The sequence below is a fragment of the Actinomyces sp. ZJ308 genome, from assembly GCF_011752065.1.
GTDB lineage: Bacteria > Actinomycetota > Actinomycetes > Actinomycetales > Actinomycetaceae > Actinomyces.
Genome location: NZ_JAAIJY010000005.1, coordinates 14133 through 29882 on the forward strand (window position 1 = coordinate 14133; position 15750 = coordinate 29882).

The 15750-nt window shown below is 69.5% G+C and carries 15 protein-coding genes; 14 read left to right on the forward strand and 1 reads right to left on the reverse strand.

From position 1 onward, the window contains the following. The first annotated feature begins 41 nt into the window (after positions 1 to 41). The gene (locus tag HCR68_RS03815) at positions 42 to 1493 is read left to right on the forward strand and encodes a glycoside hydrolase family 1 protein (protein WP_167146385.1); all 1452 of its coding nucleotides are present in this window, start codon (positions 42 to 44) and stop codon (positions 1491 to 1493) included. A 32-nt stretch (positions 1494 to 1525) separates the two neighbouring features. Here the strand turns inward: HCR68_RS03815 and purT are convergent, their stop codons facing one another. After that, the gene (gene purT, locus HCR68_RS03820) at positions 1526 to 2827 is read right to left on the reverse strand and encodes a formate-dependent phosphoribosylglycinamide formyltransferase (RefSeq protein WP_167146388.1); all 1302 of its coding nucleotides are present in this window, start codon (positions 2825 to 2827) and stop codon (positions 1526 to 1528) included. Positions 2828 to 2947: 120 nt separating this feature from the next. On the opposite strand from purT, the gene rapZ reads away from it, so the two are divergent. The 13 genes from rapZ (at position 2948) to HCR68_RS03885 (ending at position 15629) form a co-directional block, all read left to right on the forward strand. Next, complete coding sequence (gene rapZ / locus HCR68_RS03825) at positions 2948 to 3922, forward strand: RNase adapter RapZ (RefSeq protein WP_167146392.1); 975 nt, start codon at positions 2948 to 2950, stop codon at positions 3920 to 3922. 3 nt (positions 3923 to 3925) lie between these two features. Next, entirely contained in the window at positions 3926 to 4927 is a 1002-nt protein-coding gene (gene yvcK / locus HCR68_RS03830; protein WP_167146395.1) for a uridine diphosphate-N-acetylglucosamine-binding protein YvcK, read from the forward strand. Positions 4928 to 5244: 317 nt separating this feature from the next. Continuing rightward, positions 5245 to 6225, forward strand: coding sequence for a DNA-binding protein WhiA (gene whiA / locus HCR68_RS03835; RefSeq protein ID WP_167146398.1), 981 nt, complete (start codon positions 5245 to 5247; stop codon positions 6223 to 6225). Between the two features lie 247 nt (positions 6226 to 6472). Further along, positions 6473 to 7480, forward strand: coding sequence for a type I glyceraldehyde-3-phosphate dehydrogenase (gene gap / locus HCR68_RS03840; RefSeq protein WP_003784883.1), 1008 nt, complete (start codon positions 6473 to 6475; stop codon positions 7478 to 7480). Between the two features lie 111 nt (positions 7481 to 7591). Beyond that, positions 7592 to 8785, forward strand: a complete 1194-nt coding sequence (locus HCR68_RS03845; RefSeq protein WP_167146401.1) for a phosphoglycerate kinase — start codon at positions 7592 to 7594, stop codon at positions 8783 to 8785. 15 nt (positions 8786 to 8800) lie between these two features. Further along, positions 8801 to 9580 carry a triose-phosphate isomerase gene (tpiA, locus tag HCR68_RS03850; protein WP_167146404.1) on the forward strand — a complete coding sequence of 260 codons (780 nt, stop codon included), beginning with the start codon at positions 8801 to 8803 and terminating at the stop codon, positions 9578 to 9580. 186 nt (positions 9581 to 9766) lie between these two features. Further along, positions 9767 to 10009 (forward strand): preprotein translocase subunit SecG, encoded by a 243-nt coding sequence (gene secG / locus HCR68_RS03855; protein WP_003784896.1) that lies wholly within the window; start codon positions 9767 to 9769, stop codon positions 10007 to 10009. Between the two features lie 91 nt (positions 10010 to 10100). After that, positions 10101 to 11024: a site-specific tyrosine recombinase XerD gene (gene xerD, locus HCR68_RS03860; RefSeq protein ID WP_208320501.1), complete on the forward strand. Its 924-nt coding sequence runs from the start codon at positions 10101 to 10103 to the stop codon at positions 11022 to 11024. A 185-nt stretch (positions 11025 to 11209) separates the two neighbouring features. Next, the gene (locus HCR68_RS03865; RefSeq protein ID WP_167146407.1) at positions 11210 to 12082 is read left to right on the forward strand and encodes a ParA family protein; all 873 of its coding nucleotides are present in this window, start codon (positions 11210 to 11212) and stop codon (positions 12080 to 12082) included. Next, on the forward strand, positions 12072 to 12893 hold the full coding sequence (locus HCR68_RS03870) for a ScpA family protein (protein WP_167146409.1): 822 nt from the start codon (positions 12072 to 12074) through the stop codon (positions 12891 to 12893). Before HCR68_RS03865 ends, HCR68_RS03870 begins: the two co-directional genes overlap by 11 nt. Then, on the forward strand, positions 12890 to 13489 hold the full coding sequence (gene scpB, locus HCR68_RS03875; protein WP_167146412.1) for an SMC-Scp complex subunit ScpB: 600 nt from the start codon (positions 12890 to 12892) through the stop codon (positions 13487 to 13489). The genes HCR68_RS03870 and scpB overlap by 4 nt, the downstream gene beginning before the upstream one ends. Then, positions 13486 to 14460, forward strand: a complete 975-nt coding sequence (locus HCR68_RS03880; RefSeq protein ID WP_167146415.1) for a pseudouridine synthase — start codon at positions 13486 to 13488, stop codon at positions 14458 to 14460. The genes scpB and HCR68_RS03880 overlap by 4 nt, the downstream gene beginning before the upstream one ends. Next, complete coding sequence (locus HCR68_RS03885) at positions 14457 to 15629, forward strand: prephenate dehydrogenase (protein WP_167146418.1); 1173 nt, start codon at positions 14457 to 14459, stop codon at positions 15627 to 15629. Before HCR68_RS03880 ends, HCR68_RS03885 begins: the two co-directional genes overlap by 4 nt. Positions 15630 to 15750 lie beyond the last annotated feature (121 nt).

Consider the following 15750-nt stretch of genomic DNA (forward strand, 5'->3'; position numbering starts at 1 on the left):
CAGCAGCTGAGACAAGACAGCACAAGACAGGAGACAAGCACATGACCGTCACACCCACGACTCCCGAGACCAACCTGCGCTTCCCCGATGGCTTCCTGTGGGGAGGAGCCACCGCCGCCAACCAGATCGAAGGGGCCTACAACGAGGACGGCAAGGGCCTGTCCGTTCAGGACGTCATGCCCCGCGGCATCATGGCCCCTCCCACCCAGGCCCCCACACCGGACAACCTCAAGCTCGAGGCGATCGACTTCTACCACCGCTACGCCGAGGACATCGCCCTGTTCGCGGAGATGGGCTTCAAGGTCTTCCGCTTCTCCATCGCCTGGAGCCGCATCTTCCCGCTCGGTGACGAGACCGAGCCCAACGAGGAGGGGCTGGCCTTCTACGACCGCGTCCTCGACGAGCTCGAGAAGCACGGGATCGAGCCGTTGGTCACCATCAGCCACTACGAGACCCCGCTTCACCTGGCCCGCACCTACGACGGGTGGACCGACCGCCGCCTCATCGGGTTCTTCGAGCGCTACGCCCGCACCCTGTTCGAGCGCTACGGCAAGCGGGTGAGGTACTGGCTGACCTTCAACGAGATCAACTCCGTGCTTCACCAGCCCTTCCTGTCCGGCGGCATCGCCACCCCCAAGGCCGAGCTGAGCGAGAAGGACCTCTACCAGGCCATCCACCATGAGCTCGTCGCCTCAGCGGCTGCCACCAGGATCGCCCACGAGATCAATCCCGACATCCAGGTCGGCTGCATGATCCTGGCCGTACCCACCTACCCGCTCACCCCCGACCCCCGGGACGTGTGGGCCGCCAAGCAGGCCGAGCGCGCCAACTACGCCTTCGGGGACCTCCACGTGCGCGGCGAGTACCCCGGCTACCTGCTGCGCACCCTGCGAGACAAGGGCATCGAGCTGGAGATCACCGAGGAGGATCGCAGGCTGCTGCGCGAGAACACCGTCGACTTCGTCTCCTTCTCCTACTACATGTCCGTGTGCGAGACCGTCACCCAGGAGGCCCAGGTCGGAGAGGGCAACCTCATGGGCGGCGTGCCCAACCCCACCCTTGAGGCCTCCGAGTGGGGATGGCAGATCGACCCGGAGGGACTGCGCACGGTGCTGAACGACTACTGGGACCGCTGGGGCAAGCCCCTGTTCATCGTCGAGAACGGCCTGGGAGCCAAGGACGTCCTCGTCGAGGGCCCCGACGGGCCGACCGTCGAGGACGACTACCGCATCGCCTACATGAACGACCACCTCGTCCAGGTCGCCGAGGCGATCGCCGACGGCGTCCAGGTCCTGGGCTACACCTCCTGGGGGTGCATCGACCTGGTCTCGGCCTCCACCGCGCAGATGTCCAAGCGCTACGGCTTCATCTACGTGGACCGCGACGACGACGGACACGGCACCCAGGCCCGCTACCGCAAGAAGTCCTTCGGCTGGTACCGCGACGTCATCGCTTCCAACGGTGGCGTCCTCGTGCCCCCGAAGCAGGACTGAGCCCAGGTAAACCGGTGCCCGGTCGCTCCGACTCAGACGCTGGGACGGATCGCCCAGGCACCGGCCCGCGCCCGGTCGCCGGCCGTCCGGACGTCGTCGGCGTAGGCCACGACGACGCCCAGGCGCCGGCCGGCATGGGCCTCGGGCTTGCCGAACAGCCGCAGGTCCACGCCTTCCTGCGCGAGTGCCTCATCAAGGCCCTCGAAGCTCACGCCCTCACCGGGCGCGGACCTATCCGCGGCCTTGATCGTCACCGAGGCGCCGGGGGAGCGCAGCGAGGTGTCCACGGGTAGGCCCAGCAGAGCGCGGGCGTGCAGCTCGAACTCGCTCAGGCGCTGGCTCGCGAGCGTCACCAGCCCGGTGTCATGAGGACGCGGAGAGACCTCGGAGAAGAGGACCTCCTCACCGCATATGAACAGCTCGACCCCGAACAGCCCCCAGCCGCCCAGCGCCGTGGTGACGGACCGGGCCACCTCGCGCGCCCGCTCCAGGGCCGCCGGACTGAGGCTCTGCGGCTGCCAGGACTCCACGTAGTCCCCGTCGACCTGGCGGTGCCCGATCGGCTCGCAGAAGCTCGTCACCGTCTGGCCGGTCCGCGGGTCGCGCGAGCGCACCGTGAGCAGCGTGATCTCGGTGTCGAAGCGGACGAGGCCCTCCACGATGACCCGCCCCCGGTCCACGCGCCCATCAGCGGCCGCGTAGCGCCATGCCGACTCCAGGTCCTGCGGGCCGTGCACCACCGACTGGCCGTGGCCCGACGATGACATGACCGGCTTGACCACGCACGGGAAGCCCACCTGCCGGGCACCGGCCGTCAGCTCCTCCAGGCTTGAGGCGAAGGCGTAGGGGCTGGTCGGCAGCGCCAGCTCCTCGGCCGCGAGACGGCGGATCCCCTCACGGTTCATCGTCAGCTGTGTCGCGCGGGCCGTCGGCACCACCCGCACCTCACCGGCCTGCTCCAGGGCCACCAGCGCATCGGTGGCCAGCGCCTCGATCTCGGGGACCACGATGGCGGCGCCACTGGAACGGATCGCCGCGGTCAGCGCCTCGGGATCGCTCATGTCCACCGTCAGGGCGTTGTGGGCCACCTGCTGGGCCGGAGCCCCGTCGTAACGGTCAATGGCCGTGACCTCCACTCCCAGACGGCTCAGCGCGATCGTCACCTCCTTGCCGATCTCGCCGGCGCCCAGCAGCGCCACCCTCGTCGCGCTGCGGGTCCAGGGCGTGCCCAGAACCGGAGCGGCCGGCTGCACCGCCGCAGTCTCCAGGGACGGTGAGAGGGACGGGTGGGTGCTCTGGTCGGACATCTGATCGGACATGGGGGAGGGGCTCATGGGGCCTCCTGGCGTCTGGTGCCGAGAACCGGCGACAGCGAGTACGGGCAACGGTGAAACGCTACCGGTAATCCGGCGTCGGCGATGGGCGGACTCATTCGGGCGTGCGATGCTTGGGCCATGGATGACGAGCGCCGCCCCCAGCCCTCCTCCGGTAAGCGCAAGCGGCTTGAGGACACGGTTCCCATCGAGATCCCCGCCCTCGACGAGGCCACTCCTCCCGTCCCGCCCGCCGAGCGTCCCGAGATGATCATTGTCACGGGTATGTCCGGGGCCGGGCGCTCGCGCGCGGCCAACGCCCTGGAGGACCTCGACTGGTACGTGGTGGACAACCTTCCGCCCCAGCTGCTGCCGGCCCTGTCCGGCATGATGACGACGGTCGGCGCCGGTGTGCACCGGCTGGCCGCGGTGGTCGACGTGCGCAGCCGCGAGTTCTTCTCCCACTTCATGGACTACCTGCGCAAGGTCCGGGACAACGGCACCGACGTGCGACTCATCTTCCTGGACGCCTCCGACGCCGTTCTGGTCAGGCGCTTCGAGTCCTCACGCCGGCCCCACCCGCTGCAGGGCAACGGCTCCGTCCTGGACGGCATCGAGCACGAGCGCACCTTGCTGGGAGGGCTGCGGGGGGTGGCCGACATCGTCATCGACACCTCCAACTACTCCGTCCACGACCTGGCCCGTCGGGTGCGCGAGCTCGTGGCCCACGAGTCCGACCTGGCGCTTCGCATCAATGTCATGTCCTTCGGGTTCAAGTACGGCATCCCCCTGGACGCCGACCACGTCCTGGACGTGCGCTTCATCCCCAACCCCTACTGGGTCTCCGAGCTGCGCCACCTCACCGGCCGAGACTCGCCCGTGGCCGACTACGTCTTCGCCCAGAAGGGGGCGGCCGCCTTCGTCGACGGATACGCGGACCTGCTCATCCCCGCGCTCCCGCAGTACGTTGATGAGCTCAAGCCTCACGTTACCCTGGCCGTGGGCTGCACCGGGGGCAAGCACCGATCGGTGGCCTCGGCGGAGAGGCTCGGGGCCAGGCTGAGACGAGCTGGCTTCGAGGTCGTTGTCCAGCACCGTGACCTGGGACGGGAGTAGACAGTGGGAACGACGATCGATGCGGCCGGGTGGCCCCGCCGCGGTGAGGAGGGGCCCGCCGTCGTCGCTCTGGGGGGCGGACACGGCCTGTCAGCCACTCTCCGGGCACTGCGTCACGTCACTCACCGGCTCACCGCCGTCGTCACCGTCGCCGACGACGGCGGCTCCTCAGGGCGCCTGCGTCGGGAGTTCGACTGTCTGCCGCCGGGGGACCTGCGCATGGCGCTGGCCTCTCTGTGCGAGGACTCCGAGTGGGGACTGACCTGGCGCGACGTGCTCCAGCACCGTTTCGAGGGCCAGGGCGAGCTCGACAACCACGCCCTGGGGAACCTGCTCATCCTGGCGCTGTGGCAGCTGCTGGGAGACGACGTCGCCGGACTCGACTGGGTGGGGCGCCTGCTGACGATCCACGGCCGGGTCGTGCCCATGTCCTCCTCACCCCTGGTCATCGAGGCGGACATCGTCTCGGGCGGGACCAGCCGCAGGGTCAGCGGTCAGGTGGCGGTCGCCTCGGCCCGAGGACGTCTGGAGAACGTGGGGATCGTTCCCGAGGACGCCGACGCCCACCCCGAGGCGCTGCGCGCCATCGACGAGGCGGACTGGGTGGTCCTGGGACCGGGCTCCTGGTACACCTCGGTACTTCCTCATCTCATTCTCCCCTCCATGCGTCATGCGCTGGTGAACACCTCGGCCCGCAAGGTCGTGGTCCTCAACCTCTCCGCGCAGCAGGGCGAGACCGACGGGATGACCAGCGCCGACCACCTGCGGGTGCTGCGCCAGTACGCACCCGACCTGCGCCTGGACGTGGTGCTGGCCGACCCCTCGACCGTCGAGGACGTCGTCGATCTCGAGTCGGTGGCCTCGGCCATGGGGGCCACCGTCGTCCTGCGGCAGGTGCGGACCGGTGAGGCCCTGTGCCACCACGACCCGCTGCGCCTGGCGGCCGCCTTCCGGGACGCCTTCGAAGGGGCGCTGGGGGACGTCACCGACGAGACGCAGACCTGAGGCAACCGGCGGTTGCGTCGGACAACCGCGCTGACGAGCCGGCCGGTCGCAACGGATCAACGGATCATGACAGAACGTGACACTGGACTCATTGATGAGTCCGGATGCTCGCCATCGTTCATAATTCTCCGCGGCCCCGCCCAGCCAGCAGCAGGGTGCCACGGCTAAGAATTTTCCTAGACGCGTCTCCTGGCGCTGCGTCACCCTGAGCGAGACCGGCAGGTGGCAATCACCCCATTCGCACCGACCATACCGACCATAAACGATCTATAACCGACCACGACCCCCGACGACCCCCGACCACGAGGAGCCCACCCATGTCGCTGACGGTCACCGTCAAGGATGAGCTCGCGCTCGTCGCCACCGAGAACGCCGCCCAAAGGCGGGCGGAGGTCTCCGCGATGCTGCGCTTCGCCGGGGGGCTGCACATCGTCTCGGGACGCATCGTCGTCGAGGCCGAGCTCGACCACGGTGGAGCCGTACGTCGGCTGCACCAGCACCTCAAGGAGCTCTACGGGATGGAGCCCGAGGTCATGGTCGTCCAGGGCGGCTCCCTGCACCGGGGGTCCCGCTACGTGCTGCGAGTCACCCAGCGGGGCAAGGACCTGGCCCGGCTCTCCGGGCTGGTCGACGATCGGGGCCGGCCGGTGCGCGGCATGCCGGTCGCCGTCGTCCAGGGCGGACGCAACGCCGCCGCTGCCGCCTGGCGCGGGGCCTTCCTCGCCCGCGGCTCGCTGACCGAGCCCGGCCGGTCCTCCTCCCTGGAGGTCACCTGTCCCGGGTCCGAGGCGGCGCTCGCCCTCGTAGGAGCCGCGCGGCGCTTCGACATCTCGGCCAAGGCCCGCGAGGTGCGCGGAGCCGACCGCGTCGTCGTCCGTGACGGTGAGGCCATCGGCATCCTCCTGGAGCGGATGGGGGCGCCGGAGGCCTTCAAGGTGTGGGCCGAGCGCCGCTCCCGACGCGAGTCGAGGGGCACGGCCAACCGCCTGGCCAACTTCGACGACGCGAACCTGCGCCGTTCGGCCCGCGCGGCCGTGGCCTCGGGGGCCCGGGTCGAGCGCGCCTTCGAGATCCTGGGGGACGATGTTCCCTCCCACCTGCTCCAGGCCGGCAGGCTGCGCATCGCGCACAAGCAGGCCTCCCTGGAGGAGCTCGGCCAGCTCTCCGACCCGCAGCTGACCAAGGACGCCGTCGCCGGACGCATCCGCCGGCTCCTGGCCATGGCGGACAAGCAGGCGCATGAGCTGGGCATCCCGGACACCGAGTCGGTTCTCACTCAGGAGATGCTCGAGCCCTGAGTCCAGATGGGACCTCGGTCCTGACTCCGGGGGCAATCGATGGTCATAGACCCCGACGAGGCTGGTTTCTGCGTCACAGTGTTCGCCCGTGGCGTGGCCGGCGGCTCCCAGCGGCTGCCCAGTGTGGCTAGACTCGGCCGTGCCGGAGCTGAATCGGATGTGAGCTGAAGATGTTCCGGAGCACACGCTGTGTGTGAGAAGAGCCCAGCAACCGTGCGCCGTCACCGGCGCACTAGGAGGACACAAAGTGACCACCCGCGTTGGTATTAACGGCTTCGGCCGGATCGGCCGCAACTTCTTCCGCGCCGCCCTCGAGCAGGGCGCCGACATCGAGGTTGTCGCCGTCAACGACCTGACGGACAACAAGACCCTGGCCCACCTGCTCAAGTACGACTCGATCCTCGGTCGTTTCAACGGCGAGGTCTCCTACGACGAGGATGGCATCACCGTCAACGGCAAGCACATCAAGGTGCTCGCTCAGCGCAACCCCGCCGACCTGCCCTGGGGCGACCTGGGCGTTGAGGTCGTCGTGGAGTCCACCGGCTTCTTCACCGACGGCGAGAAGGCCAAGGCCCACCTCGACGGTGGCGCCAAGAAGGTCGTCATCTCCGCCCCCGCCAAGAACGTCGACGGCACCTTCGTCATGGGTGTCAACGAGGGCGACTACGACAACGCCACGATGAACATCGTGTCCAACGCCTCGTGCACCACCAACTGCCTCGCCCCCCTGGCCAAGGTCCTCCACGAGAACTTCGGCATCGAGCGCGGCATCATGACCACCATCCACTCCTACACGGGTGACCAGCGCGTCCTCGACGCCCCGCACAGCGACCTCCGCCGTGCCCGCGCCGCCGCGCTGAACATGATCCCCACCAAGACCGGTGCCGCTCAGGCCGTGGCCCTCGTCCTGCCCGCCCTCAAGGGCAAGTTCGACGGTCTGGCCGTGCGCGTTCCCACCCCGACCGGCTCGCTGACCGACCTGACCTTCATCGCCGAGAAGGAGGTCTCCGTCGACGCCGTCAAGGCCGCCGTCAAGGCCGCTGCCGAGGGTGAGCTCAAGGGCGTTCTCGAGTACACCGAGGACCCGATCGTCTCCACCGACATCGTGGGCAACCCGCACACCTCGATCTTCGACGCCACCGAGACCAAGGTCATCGGCAACCTCGTCAAGGTCCTCTCCTGGTACGACAACGAGTGGGGCTACTCCAACGCCCTGGTCCGCCTGACCGCCCTGGTCGGCTCCAAGCTCGCCTGAGACCAGACCGAGAGCATGACTCTCTAGGAGACGGCGCCCGCGCCACGCTATGCGTGCGCGGGCGCCGTCCGTCAGATCCCACACCATCACCCACAACCGATGAGAGGCTTTATGAAGACCATCGAGTCCCTGGGCGACCTCAAGGGCAAGCGAGTCCTGGTCCGCTCCGACTTCAACGTGCCGCTGGACGCCGACAAGAACATCACCGACGACGGCCGTATCCAGGCTGCTCTGCCCACCCTGCGCGCCCTGCTCGACGCCGGTGCCAAGGTGATCATCACCGCCCACCTGGGTCGTCCCAAGGGGCAGGTCAACCCCGACTACTCCCTGGCCCCCGTCGCCAAGCGCCTCGCCGAGGTCACCGGCGCCAAGGTGACTCTCGCCGAGGACACCGTCGGTGAGTCCGCCAAGGCCGCCGTCGCCGCGGCCGGCGACGGCGAGATCGTCCTGCTGGAGAACGTGCGCTTCAACGCCGCCGAGACCTCCAAGGACGACGCCGAGCGCGCAGCCTTCGCCGCCGAGCTCGCCGCCCTGGCCGACGTCTTCGTGTCCGACGGCTTCGGCGTCGTGCACCGCAAGCAGGCCTCCGTCTACGACGTCGCCAAGCTCCTGCCCTCGGCCGCCGGCCTGCTCGTCGTCAAGGAGATCGAGTCGCTGGGCCGCGCCGTCAACGACCCCGAGCGCCCCTACACCGTGGTGCTCGGCGGCTCCAAGGTCTCCGACAAGCTGGGCGTCATCTCCAACCTGCTGGGCAAGGCCGACCGCCTCCTCATCGGTGGCGGCATGGCCTACACCTTCCTGGCCGCACAGGGCCACGAGGTGGGGACCTCCCTGCTGGAGAAGGATCAGATCGAGACCGTCAAGGGCTACCTGGAGACCGCCAAGGCCAACGGAGTCGAGCTCCTCCTCCCCGTTGACACCGTCGTGGCCCCCGCCTTCGCCGCGGACGCCCCGGCCACCGTCGTGCCCTCCGACGAGCTGCCCGCCGACCAGATGGGCCTGGACATCGGTCCCAAGACGCGAGAGCTCTTCGCCGACGCCATCGCCACCTCCAAGACCGTGGTGTGGAACGGCCCCATGGGCGTCTTCGAGTTCCCGGCCTTCGCCGAGGGCACCAAGGCCGTGGCCAAGGCGATCTCCTCCTCCGACGCCTTCTCCGTCATCGGTGGTGGCGACTCCGCCGCGGCCGTGCGCACGCTCGGCTTCGATGAGGCCACGTTCTCCCACATCTCCACCGGTGGTGGCGCGTCCCTCGAGCTCCTCGAGGGCAAGACCCTGCCGGGTATCGCAGTGCTCGAAGACTGAAGGAAGGCAACCTAGATGAGCAACCGCACCCCGCTCATGGCGGGCAACTGGAAGATGAACCTCGACCACCTCGAGGCGAACCACCTCGTCCAGGGCCTGGCCATGGAGCTCAAGGACCGCGACCACGACTACGCCAAGTGCGAGGTCCTGGTGATCCCGCCCTTCACGGACATCCGCACCGTGCAGACCGTCGTCGAGGCCGACTCCCTGAGCATCAAGTACGGCGCCCAGGACGTCTCCACCCACGACAACGGCGCCTACACCGGTGAGGTCTCCACCGAGATGCTCACCAAACTCGGCTGCAGCTACGTGGTCATGGGCCACTCCGAGCGCCGCGAGTACCACGGCGAGTCCGACGCCCTCGTGGGCGCCAAGGCCCGCAAGGTGCTCGACGCCGGCATGACCCCCATCCTGTGCTGCGGTGAGGCGCTGGAGATCCGCAAGGCGGGTACCCACGTCGAGTTCGTCCTGGGCCAGATCCGCGCCGCCCTCGAGGGGTGGAGCGGTGATGACATCGCCAAGATCGTCATCGCCTACGAGCCCATCTGGGCCATCGGCACCGGTGAGACCGCCACCGCCGAGGACGCCCAGGAGGTGTGCGGAGCGATCCGTGAGGCCCTGCGTGCCGACTACGGTGACGCCACTGCCGACGCCACCCGCATCCTCTACGGCGGTTCGGCCAAGCCCGGCAACATCAAGGAGCTCATGGCCCAGCCCGACGTCGACGGCGCCCTGGTCGGCGGAGCCTCCCTCAAGGCCGACTCCTTCGCCGCCATGGCGGGCTTCTACGCCTGATCAGCCTGAGGCGCACCGCCGGGTCCTGGACACCTCACACCAGGAGGTGTCCAGGACCCGGCGCGTTGCAGGTAGACTGCCGAGCGGACAGGTGGGGGCGCAGACCCCGTCGAGAACCGTGCCGGACCCCAACCGGCGCGTCAGACCCCCACGGCAAGACGAAACCAACGACGAAGGGAACGCGGCGTGAACGTTGTGCGTATCGTCCTTCAGGTGCTGCTCGTCCTCTCGAGCTTCTTCCTCATCATGTCGATCCTCCTGCACAAGGGCAAGGGAGGCGGCCTGTCGGACATGTTCGGCGGCGGCATCTCCTCCTCGGCCGGATCCTCCGGCGTGGCCGAGCGCAACCTCGATCGCATCACGGTGGCCGTGGCCATCACCTGGACGATCACGATCGTCGGGCTCGGCCTGGTCGCCAAGCTCGGCTGAGCGTCGGCTGGTTGCGACGAGCACCTCGAAGACGACGGCTCCGGCCGCCGGTACCACCCACGACCCGCGTGGTGACGCCCTGGACCGGGCGCTGCGCGGCTACCTCTCCCACCTGCGCGTCGAGCGCGGGCTGAGCCCCCACACCCTGAGCGCCTACGAACGCGACCTCGGCCGGTACCTGCGCTACCTGAGAAACAGCGGCATCGCGGCCCCACAGGAGGTGAGCCGCAACGACGTGGCCGGCTTCCTCGAGGTACTGCGCTCCGGAGCCGACGGCGGCCGCCCGCTGGCATCGTCATCCGCCTCCAGAACCGTCACCGCCGTACGCGGTTGGCACAAGTTCCTCCTGGCCGAGGGCGCCACCCCCCAGGACCCCTCGGCCACGGTGCGCCCGCCCCAGCCCGGACGGCGACTGCCCAAGGCCCTGAGCATCGAGGAGGTCCGCAGCCTCCTGGAGGCCGCCGGCATCGACGACTCCCCGGTGAGCCTGCGGGACCGGGCGCTGCTGGAGGTCCTCTACGCCACCGGCGCCCGCATCTCCGAGGCGGTCGGGCTCGTCGTCGACGACCTCGACACAGACTCCCGGCTGCTGCGACTGTTCGGCAAGGGGCGCAAGGAACGCGTCGTCCCCATGGGGACCTACGCCTGGGAGGCGCTGGACGCCTACCTGGTACGAGGCCGGCCGGTCCTGGCGGAGAAGGGCAGGGGAGTACCGCAGGTCTTCCTCAACACCCTGGGACGTCCCCTGAGTCGGCAGAGCGCCTGGGCCGTTCTGCAGCAGGCCGCCGAACGGGCCCGGCTGACCGGGGGCGGGGCCTCCGACGAGCGCCACATCTCTCCCCACACCCTGCGTCACTCCTTCGCCACCCATCTGCTGGCGGGAGGAGCGGACGTGCGCGTCGTCCAGGAGATGCTCGGGCATGCCTCCGTCACCACCACCCAGATCTATACGAAGGTCACCGTCGACCACCTGCGGGAGGTCTACGCCACCAGCCATCCGCGAGCACTGGCCTGAGCTTAGAACGCGCGCCTGGTGCACCCAGCGACCCGGCTCCCGGTGAGGGAAGCCTGAGTATCGACGGGGCATCGACGGGGCATCGGCGGGGTTCAGCCTGGAAGCAGGCCATCGTCTGGGTCGTTCTCTGGCGTGTCCTGTCTGAACTGGGCGAGGTCGGGCGGCTTTCGACTAGGCTGGAGAGCGTGAATGACTCCATCCAGCCAGGCCTGATCGACAACCCCGGCTCCGAAGAGAGCGAGGAGAAGGACTTCCCCGTTCCCGCGCCGCTGGAGTCGCACGGACCCGCTCGGGTCATCTCCATGTGCAACCAGAAGGGCGGCGTCGGCAAGACCACGACGACGATCAACCTCGGAGCGGCCCTGGCCGAGCTGGGGCGCAAGGTCCTCATCGTCGACTTCGACCCCCAGGGAGCCGCCTCAGCCGGACTGGGCATCAACGCCCACGAGCTCGACTCCACGATCTACGACCTGCTCGTCGCCAGCCGCCCGGACATCCGCACCGTCATCCACGAGACCACGGTGGAGGGGCTGGACATCGTCCCGGCCAATATCGACCTGTCCGCCGCCGAGGTCCAGCTCGTCAACGAGGTCGCCCGTGAGCAGGCCCTCAAGCGGGTGCTGCGTCCCGTCCTCGACGAGTACGACGTCATCCTCGTGGACTGCCAGCCCTCCCTCGGACTGCTCACCATCAACGCCCTGACCGCCTCCCACGGCGTCATCATCCCGCTGGAGACCGAGTTCTTCGCGCTGCGAGGGGTGGCGCTCCTGGTCGAGACCGTCGAGCGGGTCAAGGACCGCCTCAACGCCACCCTGGAGATCGACGGCATCCTGGCCACCATGGTGGACTCGCGCACCCTGCACTCGCGCGAGGTGCTCGAGCGCCTGGAGCAGGCCTTCGGCGAGCAGCTCTTCGACACGCGCATCCGGCGCACGATCAAGTTCCCGGACGCCTCCGTGGCCAACGAGCCGATCACCAGCTACGCGCCCTCCCACCCCGGCGCGGACGCCTACCGCCGGCTGGCCCGCGAGGTCATCGCCCGCGGCGATGTCGCCTGAGCCGGAGGATCAGGGCCCGCCCAGGCTGCCCGGTTTCAGTGTTGCGCTGCCCCAGTTCGAGGGGCCCTTCGACCTGCTCCTGAGCCTCATCGCCCGCAAGCGGCTCGACGTCACCGAGCTGGCGCTGGCGGAGGTGACTGACGACTTCATCGCCCACATGCGCTCGGACTGGGACCTGGAGCGGGCCTCGGAGTTCATCGTCGTGGCCTCCACGCTCCTGGCGCTCAAGGCCCACCGCCTCCTGCCCCATGACGAGGATGATGAGGAGCCCGACCTCGAGCTGCTTGAGGCGCGCGACCTGCTCTTCGCCCGGCTCCTGCAGTACCGGGCCTTCAAGGAGGCCGCGGCCTTCTTCCGCCACCGGGCGGAGACCTCCGCACGCAGCCATCCTCGTATCGTGGCGCTGGAGCCGCAGCTGGCCGCGCTTCTGCCGCGGCTCGTGGCCACCATTACCCCCGAGGAGCTCACTCGGCTGGCGGTCGGGGCCTTCACCCGGCCCACTGATCCGGGCGTTCAGACCGTCCACCTTCATGAACGGGTCCCGGTCGGGGAGCAGCTGAGCCTCATCGCGCTGAGGCTGCGCCACCACGGGGCGCTGACCTTCGCCCAGATCATCGAGGACGCCGAGCGCACCGCCGTCGTCGTCGCCCGGTTCCTGGCGCTGCTCATCCTTCACCGGCAGGGCAGCGCCGAGCTGGAGCAGATCGAGGCCATGGGGGAGATCACCGTGACCTGGTGCGGCGGTCAGGGCGACCTGAACGGCATGATGGCCTCCGACGACCTGACCGAGCTCGAGGAGGAATTCGCATGAGCGATGTCGCCCAGCCGCAGCTGCGCGCCGCCGCCGAGGCGATCCTCATCGTGGCCGACGAACCGGTGACCACCACCGCGATCGCCGAGGCCCTCGGCCTCGAGGAGCGGGCGGCCGAGGAGCTGCTCGAGAACCTGGCCGCCGAGTACCGGGGCCAGACGCCCGGCAGCCGTCCTCACGGATTCCTCCTGCGGCGTGCGGCCGGTGGATGGCGCTTCGCCTCCGTGCCCGAGCACGCCGACCTCGTCGAGCAGTTCATCATCGGCGGCGCCACGGCACGCCTGAGTCAGGCCGCCCTGGAGACGCTCGCCGTCGTCGCCTACCGGCAGCCGGTCACCCGCGGACGCGTCGCGGCGATCCGCGGCGTCAACGTCGACGGCGTCATGCGCACCCTGCACGCCCGCGGCCTCATCGAGGAGGCCGGGGCCGAGACCACCGGTGCGATCCTGTACCGGACCACGGGAGAGTTCCTGGAGTACCTGGGAATCGACTCCCTGGACGATCTACCGCCCCTGGCCCCCTACCTGCCCCAGGTCGAGGCACTGGGGGAGATCGTCGAACAGGCCGATGAGATGGCCACGAGGAGGACCCCATGACCCGGAAGAAGCACCGCAGCAGAACCGATTCCGTGCCCCACAGCGACTTCGGCGACCAGGAGTTCTACGACGAGGACGATCTCGAGGAGCTGAGCGAGGAGACCGACGCCGCCGACCTGGCCGCCTTCGACGCCGAGGCCATCGACGAGGACGAGGAGACCCGCGTGCTCCAGATGCGTGAGCACGCCTCCAAGGGAGGACAGGACGACCCGCACGTGGCCTCCGGCCAGCGTCTGCAGAAGGTCCTCGCCCACGCCGGGCTCGCCTCGCGCCGGGCCTGCGAGCAGCTCATCTCCGACGGCCGCGTCAGCGTCGACGGCATCACCGTCACCGAGCCGGGCGTCAGGGTGGACCCGTTGACCCAGGAGATCCGCGTCGACGGCGGCCGGATCCTCACCAACCCCGAGGTCATCACCCTCATGCTCCACAAGCCGGCCGGCGTCGTCACCACCATGGAGGACCCCGACGGCCGCCCCACGGTGGCCCGGTACGGGCGCGACTACCTGGCTCAGCACCCCGAGCTGCCCGACTCGCTGCGCCTGGTGCACGTCGGCCGCCTCGACACCGAGACCGAGGGGCTGCTCCTGCTGTCCAACGACGGCGAGCTCTCCCACCGACTCATGCACCCCAGCTTCGAGATCGCCAAGACCTACGTCGCCATCGTCGAGGGACAGGTCGAGCCCTGGGTGCCGCGCAAGCTAAGGCGCGGCATCGAGCTCGAGGACGGTGAGGCCCGGGCGGACCGGGTCACCGTCAAGGACTCCGGCCCTCGCGGCTCCATCGTCGAGATCACCCTCCACTCCGGCAAGAACCGGATCGTGCGGCGCATGCTGGACGCCGTCGGACACCCGGTGACGCGCCTGGCGCGCACACGACTGGGACCGCTGCGGATGGGCAGCCTGCGCCCCGGTGAGACCAGGGCCCTGACCGGTGAGGAGATCACGGCCCTGCAGCAGGAGGTCGGGCTGTGAGCGCGCCTGAGCCACGGGCGTCGGTGTCCACGCGGGTATCCACGCGCGGACCGGTGCTCATCATCGGCACCGGGCTCCTGGGAACCTCGCTCGCCCTGGCGCTGCGGGCTGCGGGCGTCGAGGTCCAGCTCTCCGACACCTCACCCACATCCCTGGCCCTGGCCCGCGACATGGGAGCGGGTACCCCCCACAGCGAGGAGAGCCCCGAGCCGCAGATCGTCGTCGTGGCCACCCCGCCCGACGTGACCGCCGACGTCGTCGTCGCACAGCTGGCGGCCCACCCCCATGCCGTGGTCACCGACGTCGCCTCGGTCAAGGAACGGGTCGTCGCCGAGGTCCACGCCCGGGCGGGCCTCGATGCAGGCAGATACGTCGGCTCCCACCCGATGGCTGGCCGCGAGCGCTCCGGCGCCGGCGCCGCCGACTCCGACCTCTTCGCCGGGCGCCCCTGGGTGGTTGTCGGACAGGACTCGGCACCCGAGGCCGAGCTGGTGGTCAGGAACCTGGCGGTCGACGTGGGCGCCACCCCGGTACGCATGGGCGCCGCGGAGCATGACGCCGCCGTGGCCGCCGTCTCCCACATGCCCCAGCTCGTCGCCTCCCTGGTGGCCGCCCGCCTCGAAGGCCTGGGGGAGAGCGCCCTGGCCCTGTCTGGTCAGGGCCTTCGCGACGTCACCCGGATCGCGGCCTCGGACCCGCGACTGTGGTCGGCCATCATCGTGGGCAATGCCGGTCCCGTGGCCGACCTGCTGCGCCAGATCAGCGACGACCTCGGCACGCTGATCAGGGGCATCGAGGCCGCTGCCTGTGAGCCCGGAACTCCTGAGTACACGGCTCCCGGTGCGGCGCACACCATCGCACCGGGAGCCGTTGGTGCCGTCACCGACGTCATGACCCGGGGAAACACCGGCCGCGCCCGCATTCCCGGCAAGCACGGCGGGGCGCCGCGCCGCTACGCCGAGGTCCAGGTCCTCGTGCCCGATGCGGTCGGTGAGCTCGGCAGGCTCTTCTCCGACGTCGGTGGCGCCGGCGTCAGCATCGAGGACTTCTCCCTGGAGCACTCGGCCGGGCAGAGCGCCGGCATCGCGCTCATCTCCGTCCTGCCGGCGGCCGCCCAACGGCTGGAGGAGGCTCTCGATGCCTGTGGCTGGCGCGTCGTTGCGGGGTGAAACCGGTTCAGTCCGTCCGTGGCAGCGGCCTGTGTCAGTACTCATGGGAGCCTGATCCGCGGTATTGCAGCGGAGTGTGGGACGCTTGGCCCAGTTCATGACCGGAATCGGACCCTGATGG

Bases quoted from the DNA above. Each gene is read 5' to 3' on its own strand.
- tpiA (WP_167146404.1), top strand. From the start codon at position 8,801: ATGAGCAACCGCACCCCGCTCATGGCGGGCAACTGGAAGATGAACCTC.
- rapZ (WP_167146392.1), top strand. From the start codon at position 2,948: ATGGATGACGAGCGCCGCCCCCAGCCCTCCTCCGGTAAGCGCAAGCGG.
- HCR68_RS03870 (WP_167146409.1), top strand. From the start codon at position 12,072: ATGTCGCCTGAGCCGGAGGATCAGGGCCCGCCCAGGCTGCCCGGTTTC.
- HCR68_RS03880 (WP_167146415.1), top strand. From the start codon at position 13,486: ATGACCCGGAAGAAGCACCGCAGCAGAACCGATTCCGTGCCCCACAGC.
- scpB (WP_167146412.1), top strand. From the start codon at position 12,890: ATGAGCGATGTCGCCCAGCCGCAGCTGCGCGCCGCCGCCGAGGCGATC.
- HCR68_RS03815 (WP_167146385.1), top strand. From the start codon at position 42: ATGACCGTCACACCCACGACTCCCGAGACCAACCTGCGCTTCCCCGAT.
- HCR68_RS03845 (WP_167146401.1), top strand. From the start codon at position 7,592: ATGAAGACCATCGAGTCCCTGGGCGACCTCAAGGGCAAGCGAGTCCTG.
- purT (WP_167146388.1), bottom strand. From the start codon at position 2,827: ATGAGCCCCTCCCCCATGTCCGATCAGATGTCCGACCAGAGCACCCAC.
- whiA (WP_167146398.1), top strand. From the start codon at position 5,245: ATGTCGCTGACGGTCACCGTCAAGGATGAGCTCGCGCTCGTCGCCACC.